The organism is Salipiger sp. (assembly GCF_048261495.1).
GTDB lineage: Bacteria > Pseudomonadota > Alphaproteobacteria > Rhodobacterales > Rhodobacteraceae > Salipiger.
Genome location: NZ_JBLXFX010000003.1, coordinates 178359 through 199472 on the forward strand (window position 1 = coordinate 178359; position 21114 = coordinate 199472).

Consider the following 21114-nt stretch of genomic DNA (forward strand, 5'->3'; position numbering starts at 1 on the left):
CGCTAGGGCGTCAGCAGGGATTGCAGCCGCCCGGTCGCCATCTCGACAAAGCCGCGCGCGGCCTGTGACAGCGGCGCCTCCGCGCTGACCGCAAAGGCAAAGCGGTGCGACAGGGCGGGGCTGATCGGGCGGTAGGTGATCGGCAGGTGGTCGTAGTCATGCGCCATGAGCTCGTTCACCAGCGTGACGCCGAGTCCCGCGGCGACCAGCGAACAGGCCGACATCACCGAATGCGCCTCGACGCGCACCTGCGGCGCGAGGCCGGCATTCCAGAACGCCTCGTCCAGCTCGCGGCGGGGGGCGCGCATCCGGCCCAGAAGGATCAGCGGTTCGCCCCGCAGATCGACCATCGAGATATGGTCCCGCGCGGTCAGCGGGTGGTTGTCGGGCATGACGCAGACGGTATGCGCCTCGATGACGGGCATCACCTTCAGGCCGGCGCGCTGCACCGGAACGCGCAGGAATCCGACTTCGGCCCGCTCGTCCATCAGCATCCGTTCGATGGTGTCATAGGGGCCGGTGTGCAATTCGACCTGCACCTTGTCGTTCTCTGCCAGGAAATCGCGCAGAATCCCCGGCAGGATCGAAAGGGTCAGACTGCCCGGCACCGCGACCCGCAGGGTGATCGCCGCCGAATTGCCGAGCCGGAGGTCGCGCGCCAGCGCCCCGAGCTGCGCGCCCCGGTCCACCATGCCGAAGATCTGCCCCTGCAACAGCCGGCATTCCCGGGTGGCCACCAGCCGGCCCTTGTCGCGAAGGAAAAGGTCAATTCCAAGCTCTTGCTCCAATTGGGAAATCCGGCGCGACACGGCGGATTGCGTGATCCCCAGAAGGGCCGCCGCGGCCTGGGTCGAGCCGTTCTCGACCACGGCGCGAAAGGTTTCGAGCTGGTTGAGCTGCATGGTGTCGAGGCTCCCGAATGTATGCGCATCAAGCATAAGGTCTGGCGTGAATTTCATAATCTTGCATAGATTCGAATCGTCCCGCAAGCTGCCTCGAAACAGGGACACAGACATGCCGCACAAAAAGGCGCCAAGGCCCGAAAAGGGCAGGCCATGACCGTTTTCATCCTCAGACGCGCCCTGCAGGCGATGCTGGTGCTGGCGATCACCTCGCTGATCGTCTTCCTCGGCGTCTATGCCATCGGCGACCCGCTCGAGATCCTGCTGCCCGCGGATGCCTCCATGGCGGAACGCGCGCAGGTGGCGGCCTCGCTCAACCTGGATGCGCCGCTGCCGGTGCAGTACTGGGGCTTCGTCACCTCGGCGCTGCAGGGCGATTTCGGCCGCAGCTTCGTCTACAACCGTCCGGCGCTGGACGTGATCTTCGAACGGCTTCCGGCCACGCTGGAGCTGGTCACAACCTCGCTTCTGCTGTCGCTGATCCTCGGCATTCCGCTCGGGCTCTGGGCGGGGGTCAAGCCCGGCTCGGTGACGGACGAGAGCATCATGACGGGTTCCATCCTCGGGTTCTCGCTGCCGAACTTCTGGCAGGGGATGATGCTCATCATGATCTTTTCGGTCTGGCTGGGCTGGCTGCCCTCGACCGGGCGGGGGGATACGGGCACCGTCCTCGGCATCCGCACCAGCTATGCCACGCTCGACGGGTTCATCCACCTGCTGCTGCCCGCGACGAACCTCGCGCTGGCGCAGATCGCGCTGGTGATCCGCCTGACCCGCACCGGGGTGCAGGAGACCATGCCGCTCGACTTCGTGAAATACGCCCGTGCGCGGGGGCTGTCCGAAGGCCGCATCCTTTTCGTGCACGTGCTCAAGACCATCCTCATCCCGATCGTGACCGTCCTCGGGATCGAGTTCGGCTCGCTCATCGCCTTTGCCGTGGTGACCGAGACGATCTTTGCCTGGCCGGGCGTCGGCAAGCTGATCATCGACAGCATCAACATGCTCGACCGGCCCGTGGTCGTCGCCTACATCCTGGTGATCGTCACCATGTTCATCCTGATCAACCTCGTGGTCGACGTGCTCTATTCGGCGCTGGACCCCCGCATCCGGAGCCGTGCCCGATGACCGCTCTGCTCAAAGGCGAAAGCATGGGAGCGCGCATCGCGCGGGGGCTGCTCGCCTCTCCCAAGGCCACGCTGGCCGCGCTGGTCTGCCTCACCCTGATCCTCGCGGCGGTCCTCGCCCCGGTGATCGCGCCGCAGAACCCCTATGACCTGGGCGAGATCGACTTCTTCGACGCCAAGCTGCCGCCGATGTCCGAAGGCTACACCGGCCTGACCTACATCCTCGGCACCGACGGGCAGGGGCGGGACATGTTCTCGGCCATGCTATACGGGCTGCGCACCTCGCTTGCGGTGGGGGTCATCGCCGGGGTGCTGGCGATGCTGGTCGGCACGGCGCTGGGGCTGCTCGCGGCCTATCGCGGCGGGCTGATCGACACGCTCATCATGCGCTTCGTCGACCTGATGCTGGGCTTTCCGACGATCCTGGTCGCGCTGATGATCCTCGTGGTCTTCGGGCAGGGGGTCGACAAGGTCATCCTCGCGCTGGTCTTCGTGCAATGGGCCTATTTCGCCCGCGCGGTGCGGGCCACGGCGCTGGTGGAATCCGGCAAGGAATACGCCGAGGCGGCGCGCTGCCTGGGCATCCCCGCCTGGCGCATCATGGGCGGGCACATCCTGCCCAACTGCCTGCCGCCGCTCATCGTCATCGCGACGATCCAGGTGGCCAGCGCCATCGCCGCCGAAGCGACGCTGTCCTTTCTCGGGATCGGCCTTCCGATCACCGAACCCTCGCTGGGGCTGCTGATCTCCAACGGCTACCAGGTGATGCTGGCGGGGCTCTACTGGATGTCCGTCTATCCCGGCCTGCTGCTGCTGGTGCTGGTGTTTTCCGTCAATATCGTGGGCGACCGCCTGCGCGTGATCCTGAACCCGAGGTTGGCCCAATGAGCGCGCATCTGCTGGAGGTCCGGGGCCTGAAAACCTGGTTCGAGACGCCGAAGGGCACGGTCAAGGCCGTGGACGGGGTCGACCTGACGCTCGACAGGGGAGAGATCCTCGGTCTCGTGGGCGAAAGCGGGTCGGGCAAGTCGATCACCGGCTTTTCGCTGCTGGGGCTGGTCGATCCGCCGGGCAAGGTTGTGGACGGGTCGATCCTGTTCAACGGCGAGGACCTGCGCGCCGCATCGCCCCGCCGTCTGCGCGATCTGCGCGGCAACCGCATCGCGATGATCTTTCAGGATCCGATGATGACGCTGAACCCGGTGCTGCGCATCGGCACCCAGATGATCGAGACGGTGCAGGCCCATGCCGGGGTGTCGAAATCCGACGCCCGCGCCATGGCTCGCGACGCGCTCGGCATGGTGGGGATTCCCCGCCCCGAGGAACGCATCGACGCCTATCCGCACGAATTCTCCGGCGGGATGCGTCAGCGCGTGGCCATCGCCATCGCCCTGCTGCACCGGCCGGACCTGATCATCGCGGACGAACCGACGACGGCGCTCGACGTGACCATCCAGAGCCAGATCCTGTCCGAGGTCCAGGCCCTGACCCGCGACATGGGGCTGGGACTGATCTGGATTTCGCACGACCTCGGCGTGGTCGGGCAACTCGCCCAAAAGGTCGCGGTGATGTACGCGGGCCGCATCGTCGAACGCGGCACGGTGGATCAGGTGCTGGACACGCCGCGCCATCCCTACACCCGTGGCCTGATCGACAGCCTGCCGATGGAGAACGACCGCGGCCAGCCGCTGCGCCAGATCCCCGGCAGCGCGCCGCCGCCGCTCGGCCGTCCCGAGGGCTGCCCGTTCCGTCCGCGCTGCGCCCATGCCACCGCCGCCTGCCGCGCCGAGCCGCCGGAAACCGGCGCCGCACATGCCTGGCGCTGTTTCCATCCGCTGGGACAGGAGGTGCCCGCATGACCACGCCGATGATCCGGGTCGACCACGTCACCAAGGAATTCCGCCGCAGCACCGACATCGCCGAGCGCCTTGCCATCCGCGCCGGTCTAGCCGAAACGCCGCCCGTCGTGCATGCGCTCGACGACGTGTCGCTGAGCATCGCCAAGGGCGAGGTGGTCGGCCTCGTGGGGGAATCCGGCTGCGGCAAGTCCACCCTCGGCCGCGTCGTCGCCGGCATGCTGCCCGCCACCAGCGGCGCGGTGCTGCGCGACGGGCAGGACATCGCCACGCTGAAGGGCCGCGCGGCCAAGGCCAACCGCCTTGCCACGCAGATCATCTTTCAGGACCCCATGTCCTCGCTCAATCCGCGCAAGAAGGTGGTCGACATCATCGGCGAGGCCCCCCGCCTGCACGGCCTTCTGCCGCGCGGCGGGATGCGCGCCGAGGTCGAGCGCCTGATGGGCCTCGTCGGGCTCGATCCCGCCATGGTGAACCGTTACCCGCACCAGTTCTCGGGCGGGCAGCGCCAGCGCATCGGCATCGCCCGCGCGCTTGCGGTGAACCCGGATTTCCTGATCTGCGACGAAAGCATCGCCGCGCTCGACGTGTCGATCCAGGCGCAGGTCATCAACCTGCTGGTGCGGCTGCGCAAGGAATTGTCGCTCACCCTGCTGTTCATCAGCCACGACCTGTCGGTGGTGCGCTACATCTCGGACCGCGTGGTCATCATGTATCTCGGCCGGGTGGTCGAGAGCGCCCCCACGGCGGCGATCTTCGACACCCCGCGCCACCCCTACACGCAGGCCCTGCTGGACGAGATCCCGCGCATCGACCGGCGCGGCCATCGCTTCAGCACCGTCAAGGGCGAGATACCCTCGCCTGTGAACCCGCCCGAGGGCTGCCATTTCCACCCGCGCTGTCCTTTCGCAATGGACATCTGCCGCCGGCAGCGCCCCGCGCTGGTGACGGCCGCCGAGGGGCACACCGTCGCCTGTCACCTCGGTGACGGCACCGGCCGGCTGCTGCAGGACCAAGACCCGACCACACAACAAGAACCGACCCAACAAGGAGTATCCTGATGACCTTCGCCAAAAAGACCGCCCTTGCGGCGCTTCTGTCGACCACGCTGCTGTCGCCCGCAATGGCGCAGGACCTGACCATCGGTCGCGCCTCCGAGCAAAGCTCGATCGACCCGCAGTTCTCGCGGACCGGAAACAACCAGATGACCTCGACCATGTTCTTCGACCGTCTGGTAAGCTTCGACGAGAACCTCCAGGTGTCGCCCGGGCTTGCCGAAAGCTGGGAGACCGAGGACGAGAACACCTGGCTCATCCACCTGCGCCCGGACGTGACCTTTCACGACGGCTCGGCCCTTACCGCCGATGACGTGATCTATTCGCTCGAACGCGCCGACGAGGTGCCGAATTCCCCCGCGCCCTATACCGACATGGTGTCCTCGGTCGCGGCGATGGAAAAGGTCGACGACCTGACCGTGAAGATCACCACCAACGCCCCGAACCCGGCGCTGATGGAGGACATCGGCCGCGTCTTCATCCTCTCGAAGGCCGCGACCGAGGGCAGGACCAGCGAGGATTTCGCAACCGGCGCCGCGGTCGGCACCGGGCCCTACGTCTTCGGCGAATGGAAGCCGGGCGAAACCCTGACCATGACCGCCTATGACGGCTACTGGGGGCCGAAACCGACCTTCAAGGATGTCGAGATCCGCTACATCTCGAACGACGCGGCGCGGGTCGCGGCGCTGCTCTCCGGCGCGGTCGACGTGATCGACGCGGTGCCGCCGCAGGACGTGGCGCGGCTGGATGCGACCGACGGAATGCACGTGTTCTCGACCCCCTCGGGCCGGGTGATCTATCTCGGCCTGTCGATGCGCTTCGACGAGGCGCCTGGCGTTACCGATCTGAACGGCGCCCCGCTGGCCGCGAACCCGTTCAAGGACGTGCGCGTGCGCAAGGCGATCTCGCTCATGATCGACCGCGAATTGATCGTGGACCGCATCCTCGGCGGTTCCGGCGTTCCGGCGGGTCAGCTCGTTCCCGAGGCGCTGGGCGGCTACAACCCCGAGGTGCCCGCCGACACCCCCGACATCGAGAAGGCCAAGGCCCTGCTGGCCGAGGCGGGCTATCCCGAGGGCTTCGGCATCACCGTCTACAGCTCCAACGACCGCTTTCCCGGCGACGGCGATCTCGCACAGGCGCTGGGTCAGATGCTGACCCGCGGCGGGCTCAAGGTGAACGGGGTCGAGGCGCTGCCCTATTCCGTCTACTCCAAGGCGGCGAGCGCGGGCGACTACGGCGCCTTCGTCTTTTCGCTCGGGGCCTCGACCCCGACCTCGGCCCCCAACCTGCAATCGCTCCTGCACACCTATGACAAGGACGCGGGCAAGGGCGCGTTCAACCGCGTGCGCTTTTCCTCGCCCGAGTTCGACGCGGCGCTGGCCGACGCGCTGCAGGAGTTCGACACCGAGGCCCGGCTGAAAAAGCTGCGCGACGTGACGGCGATGGTGTTCGACGAACAGCCCATCGTGCCGCTCTACTGGCAGAAGGTGCACTGGGGCCTGAAGGACGGGCTGATCATCGACGCCGGCCTGTCCGAACAGACCCTGCCGCAGAAAGTGAGCGCCGAGTAATGACCAGCCTGACCACCTCTGCCCCCGCCGTGGCTTCGGACCAGTTGACTCCCGCGGAACCGGCCGGGCCGGGGGTGGTCGTGCATCGTGACGTCCGGGTCACGATGCGGGACGGCGTCCGTCTGGCCACCGACATCTACCGCCCGGCGGGCGCGGATGGCGGGCCGGACGACACGCCGCGCCCGGTGATCTTCGAACGCACGCCCTATGACAAATCCGGCACGCCGCGGACCGAACTCTCCGTGGCGCGCCCGACCCCCTACAGCCGCCCCGACCTCGCGCTCCTGCTGGTGGCGCAGGGCTATGTGGTGATCTGGCAGGATTGCCGGGGCCGCTACGCCTCCGAAGGCAGCTTCACCAAGTATCTGAACGAGGCCGAGGACGGCTACGACAGCATGGTCTGGATCGACGCGCAGTCCTTCGGCAACGGCAAGGTCGGCACGATGGGCCTGTCCTACGATGCCCATGTGCAGATGGCGCTGGCCTGTCTCAACCCGCCGGGGCTGGCCTGCATGGCGGTGGATTCGGGCGGCTTTTCCAACGCCTTCACCTGCGGCATCCGGCAGGGCGGCGCGCTCGAGATGAAGCAGGCCACCTGGGCCTACAACCGTGCGATGGAGGCGCCCTCGGTGGTGGCGAACCCCGCCATCCTGCGCGCGATCGAGGCCGAGAACCTCGCCGACTGGATGACCCGCACCCCCTGGACCAAGGGGCGCTCTCCGGTCCGCTGGGACCCCGATTACGAAGGCTACCTGCTCGACCAGTGGCAGCACGGCACCTTCGATTCCTTCTGGAAGAAGACCGGCATCTGGGCCGCGGGCCATTACGACACCTTCCCCGAGGTGCCGATCATCTTCATGTCGAGCTGGTACGACGCCTATGTGCAGACCACGCTGGAAAACTACACCGGGCTGAAGGGCAGGGCCGCGCGGCCGCTGACCCTCATCATGGGGCCCTGGACCCACGGCAACCGCTCGCGCCGGGTGTTCGGCGACGTGGACTTCGGCCCCGATGCGCCGCTCGACGGGCAGGTCGACGACGACTGGCTGGCCTTCCGGCTCAAGTTCTTCGCCAAGTGGCTCAAGGGCGAAGCTGCCGCCCCCCGCGACGAGCGGGTGCATCTGTTCGTCATGGGCGGCGGGTCCGGCGCGAAGACCGCCGAGGGGCATCTGGACCACGGCGGTGCCTGGATCGAGACCTCGGACTGGCCGGTCCCCGAGGCGCGCGCCCTGCGCCTCTATCCCCGCGCCGACATGAGCCTCGGCGATGCGGCGGACGAGGAATCCGCGCTCGGCTACAGCTACGATCCCGCCGATCCGGTGCCGACCATCGGCGGCTCGCTCACCTCCGGGGAGCCGATCTTCGAGGGCGGCGCCTTCGATCAGACCGAGGATGAGCGGTTCTTCGGCTGCACCCGCCCCGGACTGCCGTTGATCGCCCGGCGCGACGTGCTGTCGTTTCAGACGGCGCCGCTGGAACGGGACCTGGTGGTGGCCGGGCCGGTCACGGTGCGCCTGCGGGTGTCGACCGATGCGCCGGACACCGATTTCACCGCCAAGCTGGTCGACGTCTACCCGCCGTCCCCGGATTACCCGCGCGGCTACGCGATGAACGTCACCGACGGCATCTTCCGCGTGCGCTATCGCAAGGGATACGAGACCCCGGCGCTGGTGGCGGCGAACGAGGGTGCCTTCGACATCTCGATCACCCCCTTTGCCACCGCCAACCGCTTTGCGCGGGGGCACCGGCTGCGGCTCGACATCTCGTCGTCGAATTTCCCGAAATACGACATCAACCCCAACACCGGCGAAGCCGAGGGCACGGCGCGCGGTCGCCGCATCGCGCAGAACACCGTGTTCCTGGGCGAAGGCACGGTTCTGGAACTCGAGGTGCTGGATCTCTAGCGCCGGGGCGCGGCGTCGGCCCCGAACGGGCCGGCGGCAAAGACGGCCAGGACCGCCTCTTCGGCACTGAGGGCGGCAAGGTGCGAGGTCTTCGGATTGCCGGGAAGGGGGCGGTTGGTGACCGAAAACGCCATCTCGCCGAAGGCGCCGGTGGCCGCGATCTCGTGCCGGTTGGCGGTGCCGGCGGGATCGGCGATCAATTCGACCCGCGTGGCATCCAGCCCAAGCCCGGCAAAGGCCACCGCTGCCGCCACGTTGGCATTTTTGGGAAAGCGCAGGGCGGCTTCGCGGGCGGTGCCGGAAAAGACCACCGTTGCCTGCGCCAGCCCGCCGAGGTCCACGGCGTCGGCGGCGGGCGATCCGGCCCAGGCTCCGGCCGGCTTGATGCCGCGATAGGTCACCGCGTCGAGCCCCGCCAGCCGCGCCGCGCGCAGCAGGTCGAGCCCGCCGACCGCCCCGGCCACGGGGATCAGCCGGGCCGCGCCTTCGGCCGCCGCGCGCATGACCTCCGCGCGCAGGGCATCGTCGCAGAGCGCCCCGAGCGAGACCACCACCACATCCAGCCCCGCCCGAAGCAGCGCCGGAACCGTTTCGGCAAGAGCGGCGTGTCCGGCGCATTCCACGACGAGATCGGGGGCTTTGGCGATCAGCGCGGCGATGTCGGTGCAGGCGGTCACGCCCTCGGGCAGATCCGTGGCGCTGTCCGGGCGCAGCAGGCAGTCCGTCACCCGAGGCCCGCCGTCGTGGCGGGCAAGGGCCGCAGCCAGCGACCGCGCCATCGCGCCGAAGCCGATGGTGGCGATACGCGCGCTCATGGCGCCGTCTCCGCCGGGGTCGCAATGGCGCGCAGCACCGGCAGCATGTCGTCGAGCGAGCGGCAGGGCAGCGCCCCGGCGGCGCGGATCTGGTCGGCCACATCCACCGGCAGGCCGGAGTTGGACTCTGCGGGGATCTCGTTCAGGACGCCGCCGATCATCACCGGCAGATCGAGACCCCGCGCCGCGAGGTCGGCCTGCACCGCGCGCACGTAGCCGAGGCCGACGCCGTTGTAGCTGCTGATGGCGATGGCCTGCGCCTCGGCGACGACGGCGCAGGCGACGAGAGTTTCGGGGTCGATGGCGATGCCGGCCTCCGTCACCTCGGCGCCGATCCGTTCCAGCGCCGCGCGCACGAGGTATGCGCCGTGTTCATGCACATCCGTGGTGCCGATCACCACCCGCAGTCCCCGAGCGGCATCGGCGCGGGGGGCGGCCCAATCCTCGGCCTTGCGGTCCAGTTCCTCGGCCCAGTCGGCGGCGACCAGCGGGCGGCGGGACAGACCGTCGCGCGGGCCCGCGCCCCAGAGCACCTCCATCCGCCTGGCGCCCATGCGCCGGATGGCGAGCATCAGCGCCGCCGGGTCGGTCGTGTCGATGCCGCGCTCGGCCAGCCCCGCCAGCGCGCGCTCGGCAAAGCGGCGGCCGCCGTCGACCAGCCTGTCCGCGACCCCGTCGATCCGTTCGACATCCACCAGCGCGGCGTGGCCCGCCGCATGGCCGGCCAGCCGCGCGGCGAACAGCTGTGCGTCCAGAATCTCGTCGACATCGGGAATGCGCCGGTTCTCGGTCACCGGGATCGGGGTGACGGCATGGCCGGTATGGGTGCGCGACAGGGCGATCAGATCGGCCAGCAGATAGTTGGAAAGGCTCGCGTAATTGGCGGAGGCCTCGCCCTGGTAGGCGACGGTGTTGCCGTAGATCATGCTGCCCGGCGTGTCGGTGATCCGCGCCAGCGCGGCGTGAAAGGCGGCCCGGGTCAGCGGGTTGGAATAGTGATGCCCGAAGCAGAACGAGGCGTGCGCCCCGATCAGATCCTCGACGATGTATTTCTCGACAATCACCATGCCGAGCGCGGAACTCATGTCGAGGAACAGCCCCGCAAACCCGTCGTCGAGGTTGGAATGCACGAGGATCTCGGCCTCCTGCGCGGCGATCAGCCCCAGCGCGCGCACCGTGGCGCAGGTGGTGGCGACATCGTCGTCCCAATAGGGCAGGCGGAACGTGAAATACTGCCCGAGGTTGCCGATGGCCGTGGCCCCGGCGGCAATCGCCGCGCGGGTGTTGTGCAGCGCCCCCGGCAGGCCCAGCATGAAATCCCCGAAATGCGTCGCGGCGGGCGAGGCATTGGTGATCCGCGCGAAATCCTCCGGTCCGTCGAGCACGATGCCGGTGCCGCGCGTCGCCCTTGCGCGGCGTTCGGGCGGGTAGCCCATGGTCCAGTCGAGCGTGACGCCGAAGCGGTCGATGCGGGCGCCGTGGCGCGCCGCGCGCTCCACCAACTGCGCCATCGCCTCCGTCGTGCGCGCGACGGAGCGAAAGCCGATATGGGCGTGCTGCATGATCCGGCCCTTCGCCGCCTCGCGCCGCTTGTACGCGGCTTCCGAGGCGACGCCCTCGGTCTGCAGGAACAGGCAGGAGCCCAGCCGCCAGTCGCGCGCATCGGCACGGCCTTCGGCAAGCAGGTCGGCCCCGGGGGGCAGGGCGGGATCGGAGAGGGGCAGCTCGGGGGTCATGTCACCTCGGTCAGAAAGGTCCGCAGGGCGGCGATCATCGGCCCCGGATCGGCGGCCGGGTGGAAATGCGCGCCGGGCAGGATCTGCAGGCGGGCACCGGGGATGGCCCCGGCGATCCGGCGCGACATCTCCGGCGGGAGCAGGATATCGTCCGCCGCCGCCAGCACAAGCGCGGGCAGGGCGACGCGGGGCAGATCGTCGAGGCAATCGTGGTCGAGCAGCATCCGAACCCGCGCCGCCGTGACCGCGAGCGGGGCGAGTTTCTCCGCCGCCGTCCGGCGCCCTTCGCGCAGCGCGTCCTCGTGGGTTTCGAGGTAGCCGGCGGTGTGGCCGAAGACATCGGTCAGCGCCTGATAGGCTTCGCTCGACCCGGCATCGAGCAGCGCCGCGCGGGCATTGAAGATCGCCCGAAACCGTGCATCCGACCGCGCCCAGGAACAGGAGATCGTCACGCTTGCCAGGTTCGCGGGCGGGTCGATGGCCAGCATCTGCGCCACCGCGCCGCCGGTGGAATGGCCGACAAGATGCACGGGCCCGTCCTGCGCCGCGATCAGGCCGCGCACGTCCCGCGCGATCCGGTCGAGCGTATAGGCGCCCTCCGGCCGGTCGCTGCGTCCCGCGCCCCGGTGGTCGGTGGCGATGACGCGGTGATCTTCGGCCAGCCCCGCTGCCACCCCGGTCCAGAAACGCGCATCGCCGCCGAGCCCCGGCAGCAGCAGGACACGCGGCCCCGCCGTGCCGCGGGCGTCGTAATGGATGCGGCAGCCGTCTTCGGCGATGTGCCGGGGCATCAGCTTGCGTCGGGCTTGCGCTGGTCCTCGGGCTGCGCGCCGAAAACCGTGGCGCGCTCGATCTCCAGCACGTTTTCGGGCCGGGGGAAGTTCACCGGCACCTTGTCGCCCGGTGCGCGCGGCCGCCCGATCAGGCGGAAGAAATCCTCGAGCCCGTTGGGGTTGATCAGCCAGACCCAGCGCAGATCGGTCGCGCCTTCGTTGACGAACATGTGCCGCACGCCCATCGGCAGGAAAACCGTGGTGCCCGGCTCCATCGGGTAATCCCGGCCGTCGATCACCGCGCGGCCGTGGCCTTCGATGACGAAGATGGCCTCCTCGTTCTCCTCATGGGTATGCTCGCGCACGTATCCACCGGGCGCGACGTTCTGCGTGCCCATGGCAAAGGGCAGTTGCATGCCGACGATATGGGGGGCGAGGGCGACGTCGATGTATCCGTTGGCGGGCACCGGCTGCCAGTAGCTTTCGCGCTCTGCCGGGCCCGAAACGTGGATGCCGATCTCTGCCCGTGCCTGTCTGGTGTCCATTTTCTGATCTCCATTGTCCCGGTCGGACCCGTGCGGGCGGGTCTTTGCTATAAGTGCATACATTTAGGTGGACACATATTGTCGTCCCGGTCAAGGATCCGGCATGCGACAGAAAGGATTCTCTATGATGGCTGCTGAAGAAAGCTTCGATGTTGTGGTGATCGGCTCGGGCTCGGCCGCCTGCGCCTCGGCCCTGCGCTCTGCCGTGGGCGGGCTCGAGGTGGTGGTCATCGAAAAATCGGAAAAGCTCGGCGGCACCTCTGCGATGTCGGGGTCGGGCATCTGGATCCCGGCCAACCACGTCGCCGCGCGCGAGGGGATCGCGGACAGCCGCGAGGAGGCGATCGACTACATCCGCCGCGCCTCGCCTCCCGGATGGGCGGAAACCGAGGCCGGGCTGTGGGAGGCCTTCGTGGACTACGGCCCCGAGATGCTGAAGTTCCTCGAAGATCACACCCCCATGCAACTGCGCGTGATCGAAGAGCCGGACCCGATGACCGAAGTGCCCGGCGGCAAGCTGCGCGGGCGCATGGTGTCACCCATGCCGCTGTCGCGCAACCTGCTGGGTGACAACGCGAAATGGCTGCGGCGGTCGACCCTGCCGCACAGCTTCACCTACCAGGAAATCACCGACAACGACGTCTACCACCACCCGATCCGGGCGGGGCTGAAGCTTTGGCCGCGCCTGCTGTGGCGCAAGCTGACCAACGCGGGCGGGCAGGGCACGGCGCTGATGACTGCGCTCATCCGGGGCTGCACCGATGCGGGTGTCGCATTCCGCCGCGAGACCCCGGCGCGCGGGCTGGTTCAGGACGACACCGGCGCCGTGATCGGAGTCGAGACCGACACCGGCCGCCTACTGGCGCGGCGCGGGGTGGTGATCGCCACCGGCGGCTTCGAATGGAACGACGAGATGCGCCGCAAGCATTTCCCCGCCAAAATGGACCGGATCGGGTCGCCGCGCACCAACACCGGCGACGGGCAGCGCATGGCGGAGGCGGCGGGGGCGAGGCTCGACCGGATGGACCAGGCCAACATCTACCCCTGCCTGCCGACGAAATACGAAGGCCGCCTGCACGGCATGCCGATGACCTGGCAGGTCGAGCCGCATTCGATCATCGTGAACCGCCACGGCAGGCGCTTCATGAGCGAGAGCGATTTCAACATCGGCGAGATCATGGACCGGCGCGATCCGGCGACGGGCGAGCATCTGCACCTGCCCTGCTTTCTGATCGGCGATCACCGCTTCCTGCTGAAGTCGCTGCCGTTCCGCTGGTATCAGTCCTACGAAAAGGGCTGGGTGCAAAAGGCCGAGACGCTGGATGAACTGGCGCGGAAGCTGGGCCTGCCTGTCGAGGCGCTCAAGGCGCAGGTCTCGACCTACAACGCCATGTGCGACGCCGGGCGCGACGCCGATTTCGGGCGCGGGGAGTCGGGCTGGGAAACCTACAAGGCCCATGCCGACGGCGCCGCCCCGACAAGCGGGATCGACGCGGCGCGGGCGCGGGGCACGGACCGTATCGACCACGCGCCCTTCATCGGCATCACGATGAACCTGACCACCATCGGCACCAAGGGCGGCGCGCGCACCAATGACAAGGGCCAGGTCCTGCGCGAGGACGGCTCGATCATCGGCGGTCTCTATGCGGCGGGGCTGGCGATGGCGAACCCCATCGGCACCCGCGCGCTCGGGGCGGGGACGACCATCGGGCCGAACATGACCTGGGGCTTTATCGCCGCCGAGACGATGCTGAAGCAGAACCGCTGACCCCCGGCAGGGGCGGCACCCGTCACCCCCGCGGGGCGGCCGGGCGTCAGCCCAGCCGGTCCTGCAGGCGGTGCCAGGGGTGGATGTGGTTCGCCACCTGCGTCGCGACCCAATGCGACGGCACGGTGCGGATCGGCGTGACCGGAAGCGGCATGTCGTCGTCGCCCAGAACCTCGGCCGCGTTCATCCCCATCCGGCGCCCCAGCGACAGCGAGGCCGCCACCCCGCGCCCGGAATAGATGCCGCCGAACATCAGCCCGTCGCCCAGCCGGAACAGGCGCGGCTTGCGGTCTGGGACCACGGCAAACGTCCCCTCCCAGTAATTGCTCACCTGCGCGAGGTCCCCGAGCTGCGGGAAGGCGTCGTGCAGCATCGCCTGGATGCGCTTCAGCCCGCGCGCCTCGGCCCGGTGCCAGAAGGTGTGGGTGCCCCCGGTGACGATGCGGAAATCGACGTCGTAGTGAAAGGCGCGGATGTCGTGGCGGGTGTCGGACACGCCCACGTTGCCCACGAAGATCTGCGCGCGCAGCGGCTCCGGGATGGGCCGGGTCGCGGCATCGTAGACCCGGAAGGGCACCATCGCGCGGCCGAGCTTCGGCCAGATGTCGCGGGTCAGCGCGTTGGTCGCCAGCACCACCTTGCGCGCCCGCACCGTGCCGCCCGCCGTAGTCACGCGCCAGCCCGCGCCGTCGCGGGTGATGCTTTCGGCGCGGGTGTTCTCGCAGATCGTCACGCCCAGCCCTTCCAGCGCCGAGGCGAGCCCCGTCACCAGCCCGAAGGGATTGATGTGCCCGCCGTTGCGCGCCTTCCACGCGCCGAGATAGCGGCTGCCGGTGATGCGCGAGGCTTCGGTCCCGTCCAGCCATTCGACGTCGTGGCCGATGGCCCGCCAGTCGTCGTAGAGCTTGCGGCTGCGGTCCATCGCCGCCGCGCTGTGGCAGGGCTGCATCCAGCCGTTCTGCACCGCGTGCGCGTCGATCCCGAAGCGACGCACCGTGTCGAAGAGGTAGGAGGCCGAGCCCATGATCATCTCGTTGTAGCGCTCGCCGGTGACCGGCCCCCAGGCCGCGACGATCTCCGAGGCCGAGGCCTTGGAATGGCCGGGGATCACCTGCCCGTTGTTGCGCCCCGAGGCGGCGGAGCCGATCTCGTTGTCCTCCAGCAGCACGACGCGCAGCCCCGCCTCGACCCCGCCGAGCGCCGCGCCGAGGCCGGTGAGCCCGCCGCCGACCACCAGCAGGTCGGTCTCGACCCCGCCCGCGAGGGCAGGGGCGGCGGTGCGCGCCGCGACGGTCTTGCGCCAGAGATGCGGGGTCTTCCAGTCGACTTCAGCTATGGATGACATCGGGTGTCGCCCCTCCGAGGTAAGCGTCGCCGAGCGCGGAATGCTCGGCCATCTCGCGCGCGTCGCCGTGCAGGCGGACGCGGCCGGTGTTCAGCAGGTAGGCATAGTCGCCGCATTCCAGCGCAAGCTGCACGTTCTGTTCCACCAGCAGGATCGACATGCCGTCCTTGGACAGGTCGAGGATGATGCGGAAGATCTGGTGCGCGATCAGCGGGGCGAGGCCAAGCGACGGCTCGTCCAGCATCAGCAGCCGGGGTTCCGCCATCAGCGCGCGGGCGACGGCGAGCATCTGCTGCTGCCCGCCCGACATGCGGCTTGCCATGGAATTGCGCCGTTCCTTCAGGATCGGGAACATCTCGAAGGCGTCCTCGCGCAGCGCCTCGAAGCTCTTGCCGCCGCGCCCGATATGGGCGGCGACCAGGTTTTCCTCGACCGTCAGCCGCTGGAAGATCTGCCGCCCCTCGGGGCAATGCGCCAGCCCCATGCGCACCACGGCCTCGGGGCGGGCGCCGGTGATGTCCCTGCCGTCGAAGGTGATCGTCCCCGCCGTCGCCCGGGCCACGCCCGAGATCGAGTTCAGCAGCGTCGTCTTGCCCGCCCCGTTCGGGCCCAGCACCACGACGATTTCCTGCGGGTCGACCTCGAGCGAGATGTCAGTGAGAACGCCGACGCGTCCGTATCCCGAGGAAAGCCCGGCGAGCCGCAGCAGCGGCGCGGATGTCTTCGATGTCATTTTGTGTTCCCAGATAGGCAAATTGGACGTCGCGGCTGGCCTGCACTTCGGCCGGGGTGCCTTCGAACAGCAGCTTGCCGTGATGCAGGACGGTGATGCGGTCGCAGAGCGACATCACAAGGTCCATGTCGTGTTCGACCACGATCATGATCCGCTCGGGCGAGCGCAGCGCCGCCAGCCGTTCGGTCAGTTCGGCGGTCTCGTGGTGGTTCAGCCCCGCCGCCGGTTCGTCCAGCAGCAGCACCTTGGGCGACTGCGCCAGCGCGCGGGCGATCTCCAGCATCCGCTGGCGACCGTAGGGCAGCGATCCCGCCTCCAGGTCCGCCATGTGGTCGAGCCCGAAGAAGCGCAGGATGTCCAGGCATTTCTCGCGGCGGGCGGCATAGCGGCGGCGCGCGGCGGGGGGCCAGAGCACCTCGGCCACCACGCCGGATTTCTCGCGGTCGTAAAAGCAGACCTCGAGGTTTTCGAGCACGGTCATCTGATCGAACAGGCGGATGTTCTGGTAGGTCCGCCCGATGCCGGCATTGGCGACCTGGTACTTGGCCAGCAGGTCGAGCCGCGTGTCGTCGAGCGTGATCGCGCCCTCGGTCACCGGGTAGCTGCCCGCCGTCATGTTGATGAGGGTGGATTTCCCCGCGCCGTTGGGGCCAATGATGCCGTGGATCACGCCGCGCTCGAAACGCGTGGAGACGGCGTCGATGGCGGTGTTGGAGCCGTAGCGCTTGGTCAGGTTGTCGAAGATCAGGCTCATTTTCCGAACAATGCCTTCAGCAGTTTTTCCGGCCCGAAGGCGCGCGGCACGAGGCCCGCCGGGCGGATGATGATGAGCGTGACCATCAGCAGTCCGAGGAACAGGATGCGCCATTCGGCAAAGCCGCGCAGCACCTCGGGGAGCAGGATCAGGATGGCGGCGCCCACGAAGATGCCGAGGATGTTGCCGACCCCGCCGATGACGATCATCAGCACGATCAGCACGCTTTCCTGCAGCGAGAAGCTGTCGGGGCTCACGAAGCGTTGCGAGGCGGCAAAGATCACCCCCGCGACGGAGCCGATGGTGGCCGAGGTGGCAAAGGCGGCAAGCTTGGCGTTGGTGGTGTTGATGCCGACGCCCTTGGCGGCGTCCTGATCCTCGCGGATGGCGGCCCAGGCCTTGCCCAGGATGGATTTCTCCATCCGCCAGACGAGGATGCCGACGATCACCACGGTGACGACCAGCAGCCAGAAGATCTCGATCGGTCGCGCGACGGCGATGCCGAAGATCTCGGCCTTGTCGATGCCGAAGATGCCGCGCGGCCCCCCGGTCAGATCGTCGAGGTTGTTCATCAGGATGCGGATGATCTCGCCGAAGCCCAGCGTCACGATGGCGAGGTAGTCGCCGCGCAGCCGCAGCACCGGCAGGCCGAGCAGGATCCCCACGATGGCGCCGAGCACGGCGGCGATCGGCAGGATCGCGAGGATCGGCAGGTGCAGCCCAAGTTGCGGCGAGGCGAGCAGCCCGTAGGTATAGGCCCCCACCGCGTAGAAGGCGACGAAGCCGAGATCGAGCAGCCCGGCATAGCCGATCACGATGTTCAACCCGATCCCGAGCAGCACGTAGATCAGCAGGGAATTGGCGACGCGCACGTAGTAGTTGGGCAGGAAGGGGGTGATCGTCACCAGCGCCGTGATGGCCGCAAGGATGACGAAGGCCCCGAGCCGGCGCGCGCCGCGGCTGCCGGTTCCGGCGGTCTTCGGAGGGGTGAGGGTGGTCTCCATGGGCTCAGAACTCCCGTTTGTAGACCATGCTCTCTTCCGTCACGGCCTCGCCCAGAAGGCCGGCAGGGCGGAAGAGCAGCACGAGGATGAGGATGAGAAAGGCCAGCACGTCGCGGTATTCGGTGCCCAGCATGCCGCCGGTCAGCACCGGCAGCAGCGCGGTGCCGCCGACCTCGACGCCCGCAAGGATGAAGGAGCCGAGCATGGCGCCGGGGATCGACCCGATGCCGCCGAGGATCGCGGCGGTGAAGGCCTTGAGCCCGACGATGGCGCCCATGGTCGGGGTCATCACGCCGTAGTAGCTGGCATAGAGGATGCCGCCCGCCGCGCCCAGCAGCGGGCCGACGAAGAACACCAGCGAAATCGAGCGGTTGACGTTGATCCCCAGAAGCTGCGCGGTGGGGCGGCTTTCGGACACCGCGCGCACCACGATGCCGATGCGCGAGCGGGTGACAAGCAGTTGCAGCCCGCCCATCAGCACGAAGGCGGCGACGAGGATGCCGATCTGGATCGTGGTGACGGAACCGCCGAGGATCTCGAACCGCTCGTTCGGAAAGAACGACGGAAAGGCCTGCGGCTGCGGGCCGGCGAGGATCTGGATGCCCGCCACCAGCGCCAGCGACACGCCGAGCGAGGACAGCATCGGCGCAAGCCGCGTCGAGGCGCGCAGCGGTTTGTAGGCCATGCGCTCGATCCCGATTCCGACGAAGCCCACGATCAGCACGGCGGCGAAGAAGGCGGCGGTCATCGCCATGGCCCCCGCGCCGCCGATGTCTCCGATCAGGATGGTCAGGCAGAGAAAGGCGGCATAGGCGCCGAGCATGAACATCTCGCCATGGGCGAAGTTGATCATCCGCAGCACGCCGTAGACCATGGTGTAGCCCAGCGCGATCAGGGCGTAGATCGACCCGATGGTCAGCGCGTTGAAGACCTGTTGAACGATATGTCCCAGCATCGTGTGGATTGCGTCCCGTATCTGGCCCGGACCCCGGCAATGGCGGGGATCGGGCGGAAAGGAAAAGGGATGCGGCGAGGGAGGGAAGAGACCCTGCCGCATCCAGTCGGAAACGGGGCCCGGGGAGGAGCCCCGTCAAGGGATCACATGTTGCCGACCAGCACGAAGGCGCCGTCTTCGACCTTGTAGAGGAAGGACGGCGCGACCTTGAGATCGCCGTTTTCGTCGAATTCCAGCGTGCCCATCACGGTATCGGTGCTGGAGGCGTGCAGCGCGTCGTTCAGTTCCTCGCGCGAGAGGCCCGCCGTGGTCTTCAGCACCTCTTCGAGGATCTGGCCCTGGACATAGCCGTAGATCGAGTAGGGGCCGGGGGCCTCGCCGAAGGTTTCCTCGTAGAGCTTGGCAAAGGCGATGATGCCGGGGGTCGCATCCATCGGCGGGGCCTGCACCGCGACGGTCGCGCCCTCGACGTTCGCGGCCCCGGCCTGTTCGACGAACTCGGGGGTGTAGCCGCCATCGGGCACCATCAGGGTCGCGTCGACACCTTGGTCGTGCATTTGCCGGGCAAAGAGCGACAGTTGCGGCATCACCGCCCCGAGGTAGATGACATCGGGGTTCATCTGCTTGATCTGGCCGAGCACGGCGCTGAAGTCGACGTCGGTCGGGGCCACGGCCAGCGTGTCCAGCACCTCGCCGCCGCCTTCGGCAAAGTTCTTGGCGAACATCTCGGAAATGCCCTGGCCGAAGACCTGCTTGTCGTTGACCACCACCGCGGTCTTGGCGCCCAGCGTGTCGAGCGCGTATTTCGCGGGCAGCAGCGCGCCGGCATAGTCGTTGGCGACCGGGCGCACCATGAATTCGTAGCCCTGCTGCGTCAGCGACGGGTTGGAGCCGAAGGTCATGTTGGGCAGGGTGCAGTCTTCGTAGATCGGCAGGGTCGACTGGGCGACGCCAGAGTTGAAATTGACGAGGCCGATCTTCACGTCCTCGTCGTCGCAGAGCATCTGCGCGACCAGCGTGCCTTCGCGCGGGTCCGCCTTGTCGTCCTGCTGGCTGTAGGCGACCGTCACGCCGTTCACGCCGCCGTCGGCGTTCAGCTTGTCGATGTAGAGTTTCAGGCCGTTGTGCCAGGTGGTGCCGAAATAGGCCTGGGCGCCGGACAGCGGGGCGGACATGCCGAGGGTGATCTCTTCGGCAGTGGCCGGAAGGGCAAGTACCGAGGCCGAGACCAGCAGAGCTGCGCTGAGTTTCATTCCTAACTCCCTGTGTGTCGCCGCCGGACTTCGGGGTCTGGGCCCGGTTCGACCGGACGGCGTTTCTGTTGCGACCCGCGGCCGGACGGCTGCGGTGATCGCATGGGAGCAGAGGAATCGGCTTCGGTCAATAAAGTGTCTACAGATTTGTCGTCATTTTTGTGTCTCCGGCTCATCTTTTCTCACCGTCCGCTTTTTGCGCCGTTGCAGCGGGCTGGTTTCGGCCTCGTAGACCTTGAACAGCGCATCCTTGAGCGCGCGCTGAGTCGCGGAGACGGTGATCTCGATATGCGTTTTCAGCGCCTCGACCCCGCCTTCGAGATCGCGTTTCACCGCGGCGGCGACGATCAGATCGTGGGCGTTCATCTGGTTGCGGTCGTGGCTGACGTGTTCGATCTGGATGCGGCGGATGAAACGGATGCGGGCGTTGATCGCGCTTAGCTGCACGGGGATCTCGAGGTTGCCGGACAGTTCCGCGATCATCATGTGGAAGCTCTCGTCGAGTTCGAGGATCTCGTCGGGATCGCGGCTCTGGTAATTCTCGCGCACCGACAACCAGAAATCCTGGAACCGCTTCAGGTCCGCATCCTCGGCGCGCTGCATCATCAGCCGGAAGGCGGCGCATTCGATGATCGAGCGGATCTCGTAGAGGTCGAGCAGGCCGTCGGTCCCGAGCGGGCGCACGTGAAAGCCGCGATTGGGGGCAAGTTCGACGAAGCCTTCGCTGGCAAGGCGGTTCAGCGCCTCGCGGATCGGGGTGCGCGACAGTTCCAGCGTGCGCGACAACTGCACCTCGTTGATGCGTTCGTTCGGACGCAGCTTGAATTCCACCAGCAACTTGCGGATCGTGTTATACGCACGTTCGGCACTGTCTGCGCTACGCTTCGGGGCGGCTTTCTTGTCGGGGCTGGCGTCTGGCGTCATGGGCGGCCTTTCTGATGGGCTTCCGGTCAATCTGTATACATTGAAATAACGCACTTTTCTTCCCGCGGGAAAGACATCAATGTCGCGGCATGAC

The 21114-nt window shown here is 67.9% G+C and carries 19 protein-coding genes; 7 read left to right on the plus strand and 12 right to left on the minus strand.

Annotated elements, in window-relative coordinates; all coding sequences use genetic code 11:
• Positions 1-2: 2 nt before the first annotated feature.
• Entirely contained in the window at positions 3-938 is a 936-nt protein-coding gene (locus ACN0RJ_RS07470; RefSeq protein ID WP_417719941.1) for a LysR family transcriptional regulator, read from the minus strand.
• 117 nt (positions 939-1055) lie between these two features.
• Between ACN0RJ_RS07470 and ACN0RJ_RS07475 the strand changes: the two genes are divergently transcribed.
• Genes ACN0RJ_RS07475 through ACN0RJ_RS07500 form a run of 6 tightly spaced genes read left to right on the plus strand, consistent with a single transcriptional unit; the run spans position 1056 to position 8415 of the window.
• Positions 1056-2027 carry an ABC transporter permease gene (locus tag ACN0RJ_RS07475; RefSeq protein ID WP_417719942.1) on the plus strand — a complete coding sequence of 324 codons (972 nt, stop codon included), beginning with the start codon at positions 1056-1058 and terminating at the stop codon, positions 2025-2027.
• Entirely contained in the window at positions 2024-2914 is an 891-nt protein-coding gene (locus ACN0RJ_RS07480; RefSeq protein WP_417719943.1) for an ABC transporter permease, read from the plus strand. The genes ACN0RJ_RS07475 and ACN0RJ_RS07480 overlap by 4 nt, the downstream gene beginning before the upstream one ends.
• Positions 2911-3885: an ABC transporter ATP-binding protein gene (locus ACN0RJ_RS07485; protein WP_417723862.1), complete on the plus strand. Its 975-nt coding sequence runs from the start codon at positions 2911-2913 to the stop codon at positions 3883-3885. Before ACN0RJ_RS07480 ends, ACN0RJ_RS07485 begins: the two co-directional genes overlap by 4 nt.
• Positions 3882-4943, plus strand: a complete 1062-nt coding sequence (locus ACN0RJ_RS07490) for an ABC transporter ATP-binding protein (protein ID WP_417723863.1) — start codon at positions 3882-3884, stop codon at positions 4941-4943. The genes ACN0RJ_RS07485 and ACN0RJ_RS07490 overlap by 4 nt, the downstream gene beginning before the upstream one ends.
• On the plus strand, positions 4943-6511 hold the full coding sequence (locus ACN0RJ_RS07495) for an ABC transporter substrate-binding protein (protein ID WP_417723864.1): 1569 nt from the start codon (positions 4943-4945) through the stop codon (positions 6509-6511). Before ACN0RJ_RS07490 ends, ACN0RJ_RS07495 begins: the two co-directional genes overlap by 1 nt.
• Complete coding sequence (locus ACN0RJ_RS07500) at positions 6511-8415, plus strand: CocE/NonD family hydrolase (protein ID WP_417723865.1); 1905 nt, start codon at positions 6511-6513, stop codon at positions 8413-8415. Before ACN0RJ_RS07495 ends, ACN0RJ_RS07500 begins: the two co-directional genes overlap by 1 nt.
• Here ACN0RJ_RS07500 and ACN0RJ_RS07505 read toward each other — a convergent pair.
• From ACN0RJ_RS07505 to ACN0RJ_RS07520, 4 genes are read right to left on the minus strand one after another with little or no spacing between them, the layout of a single operon-like run.
• The gene (locus tag ACN0RJ_RS07505; protein ID WP_417723866.1) at positions 8412-9230 is read right to left on the minus strand and encodes an aspartate dehydrogenase; all 819 of its coding nucleotides are present in this window, start codon (positions 9228-9230) and stop codon (positions 8412-8414) included. The genes ACN0RJ_RS07500 and ACN0RJ_RS07505 overlap by 4 nt on opposite strands.
• Positions 9227-10966 (minus strand): hypothetical protein, encoded by a 1740-nt coding sequence (locus tag ACN0RJ_RS07510; RefSeq protein WP_417723867.1) that lies wholly within the window; start codon positions 10964-10966, stop codon positions 9227-9229. Before ACN0RJ_RS07510 ends, ACN0RJ_RS07505 begins: the two co-directional genes overlap by 4 nt.
• Complete coding sequence (locus ACN0RJ_RS07515; protein WP_417723868.1) at positions 10963-11757, minus strand: alpha/beta fold hydrolase; 795 nt, start codon at positions 11755-11757, stop codon at positions 10963-10965. The genes ACN0RJ_RS07510 and ACN0RJ_RS07515 overlap by 4 nt, the downstream gene beginning before the upstream one ends.
• Positions 11757-12284, minus strand: a complete 528-nt coding sequence (locus ACN0RJ_RS07520; RefSeq protein ID WP_417723869.1) for a cupin domain-containing protein — start codon at positions 12282-12284, stop codon at positions 11757-11759. Before ACN0RJ_RS07520 ends, ACN0RJ_RS07515 begins: the two co-directional genes overlap by 1 nt.
• 127 nt (positions 12285-12411) lie before the next feature.
• Between ACN0RJ_RS07520 and ACN0RJ_RS07525 the strand changes: the two genes are divergently transcribed.
• Entirely contained in the window at positions 12412-14052 is a 1641-nt protein-coding gene (locus tag ACN0RJ_RS07525) for an FAD-binding protein (RefSeq protein ID WP_417723870.1), read from the plus strand.
• Between the two features lie 46 nt (positions 14053-14098).
• Here the strand turns inward: ACN0RJ_RS07525 and ACN0RJ_RS07530 are convergent, their stop codons facing one another.
• The 7 genes from ACN0RJ_RS07530 to ACN0RJ_RS07560 form a co-directional block, all read right to left on the minus strand.
• Entirely contained in the window at positions 14099-15397 is a 1299-nt protein-coding gene (locus ACN0RJ_RS07530) for an NAD(P)/FAD-dependent oxidoreductase (RefSeq protein ID WP_417723871.1), read from the minus strand.
• Positions 15381-16130, minus strand: coding sequence for an ABC transporter ATP-binding protein (locus tag ACN0RJ_RS07535; RefSeq protein ID WP_417723872.1), 750 nt, complete (start codon positions 16128-16130; stop codon positions 15381-15383). The genes ACN0RJ_RS07530 and ACN0RJ_RS07535 overlap by 17 nt, the downstream gene beginning before the upstream one ends.
• Positions 16051-16884 (minus strand): ABC transporter ATP-binding protein, encoded by an 834-nt coding sequence (locus ACN0RJ_RS07540; protein WP_417723873.1) that lies wholly within the window; start codon positions 16882-16884, stop codon positions 16051-16053. Before ACN0RJ_RS07540 ends, ACN0RJ_RS07535 begins: the two co-directional genes overlap by 80 nt.
• Positions 16881-17888: a branched-chain amino acid ABC transporter permease gene (locus ACN0RJ_RS07545; RefSeq protein ID WP_417719956.1), complete on the minus strand. Its 1008-nt coding sequence runs from the start codon at positions 17886-17888 to the stop codon at positions 16881-16883. The genes ACN0RJ_RS07540 and ACN0RJ_RS07545 overlap by 4 nt, the downstream gene beginning before the upstream one ends.
• A 4-nt stretch (positions 17889-17892) precedes the next feature.
• Entirely contained in the window at positions 17893-18843 is a 951-nt protein-coding gene (locus ACN0RJ_RS07550; protein ID WP_417723874.1) for a branched-chain amino acid ABC transporter permease, read from the minus strand.
• Positions 18844-18986: 143 nt separating this feature from the next.
• Entirely contained in the window at positions 18987-20096 is a 1110-nt protein-coding gene (locus tag ACN0RJ_RS07555; protein ID WP_417723875.1) for a branched-chain amino acid ABC transporter substrate-binding protein, read from the minus strand.
• A gap of 153 nt (positions 20097-20249) precedes the next feature.
• A complete protein-coding gene (locus tag ACN0RJ_RS07560) occupies positions 20250-21020 on the minus strand; it encodes a GntR family transcriptional regulator (RefSeq protein ID WP_417719959.1) in 771 nt (256 codons plus the stop codon).
• Positions 21021-21114 lie beyond the last annotated feature (94 nt).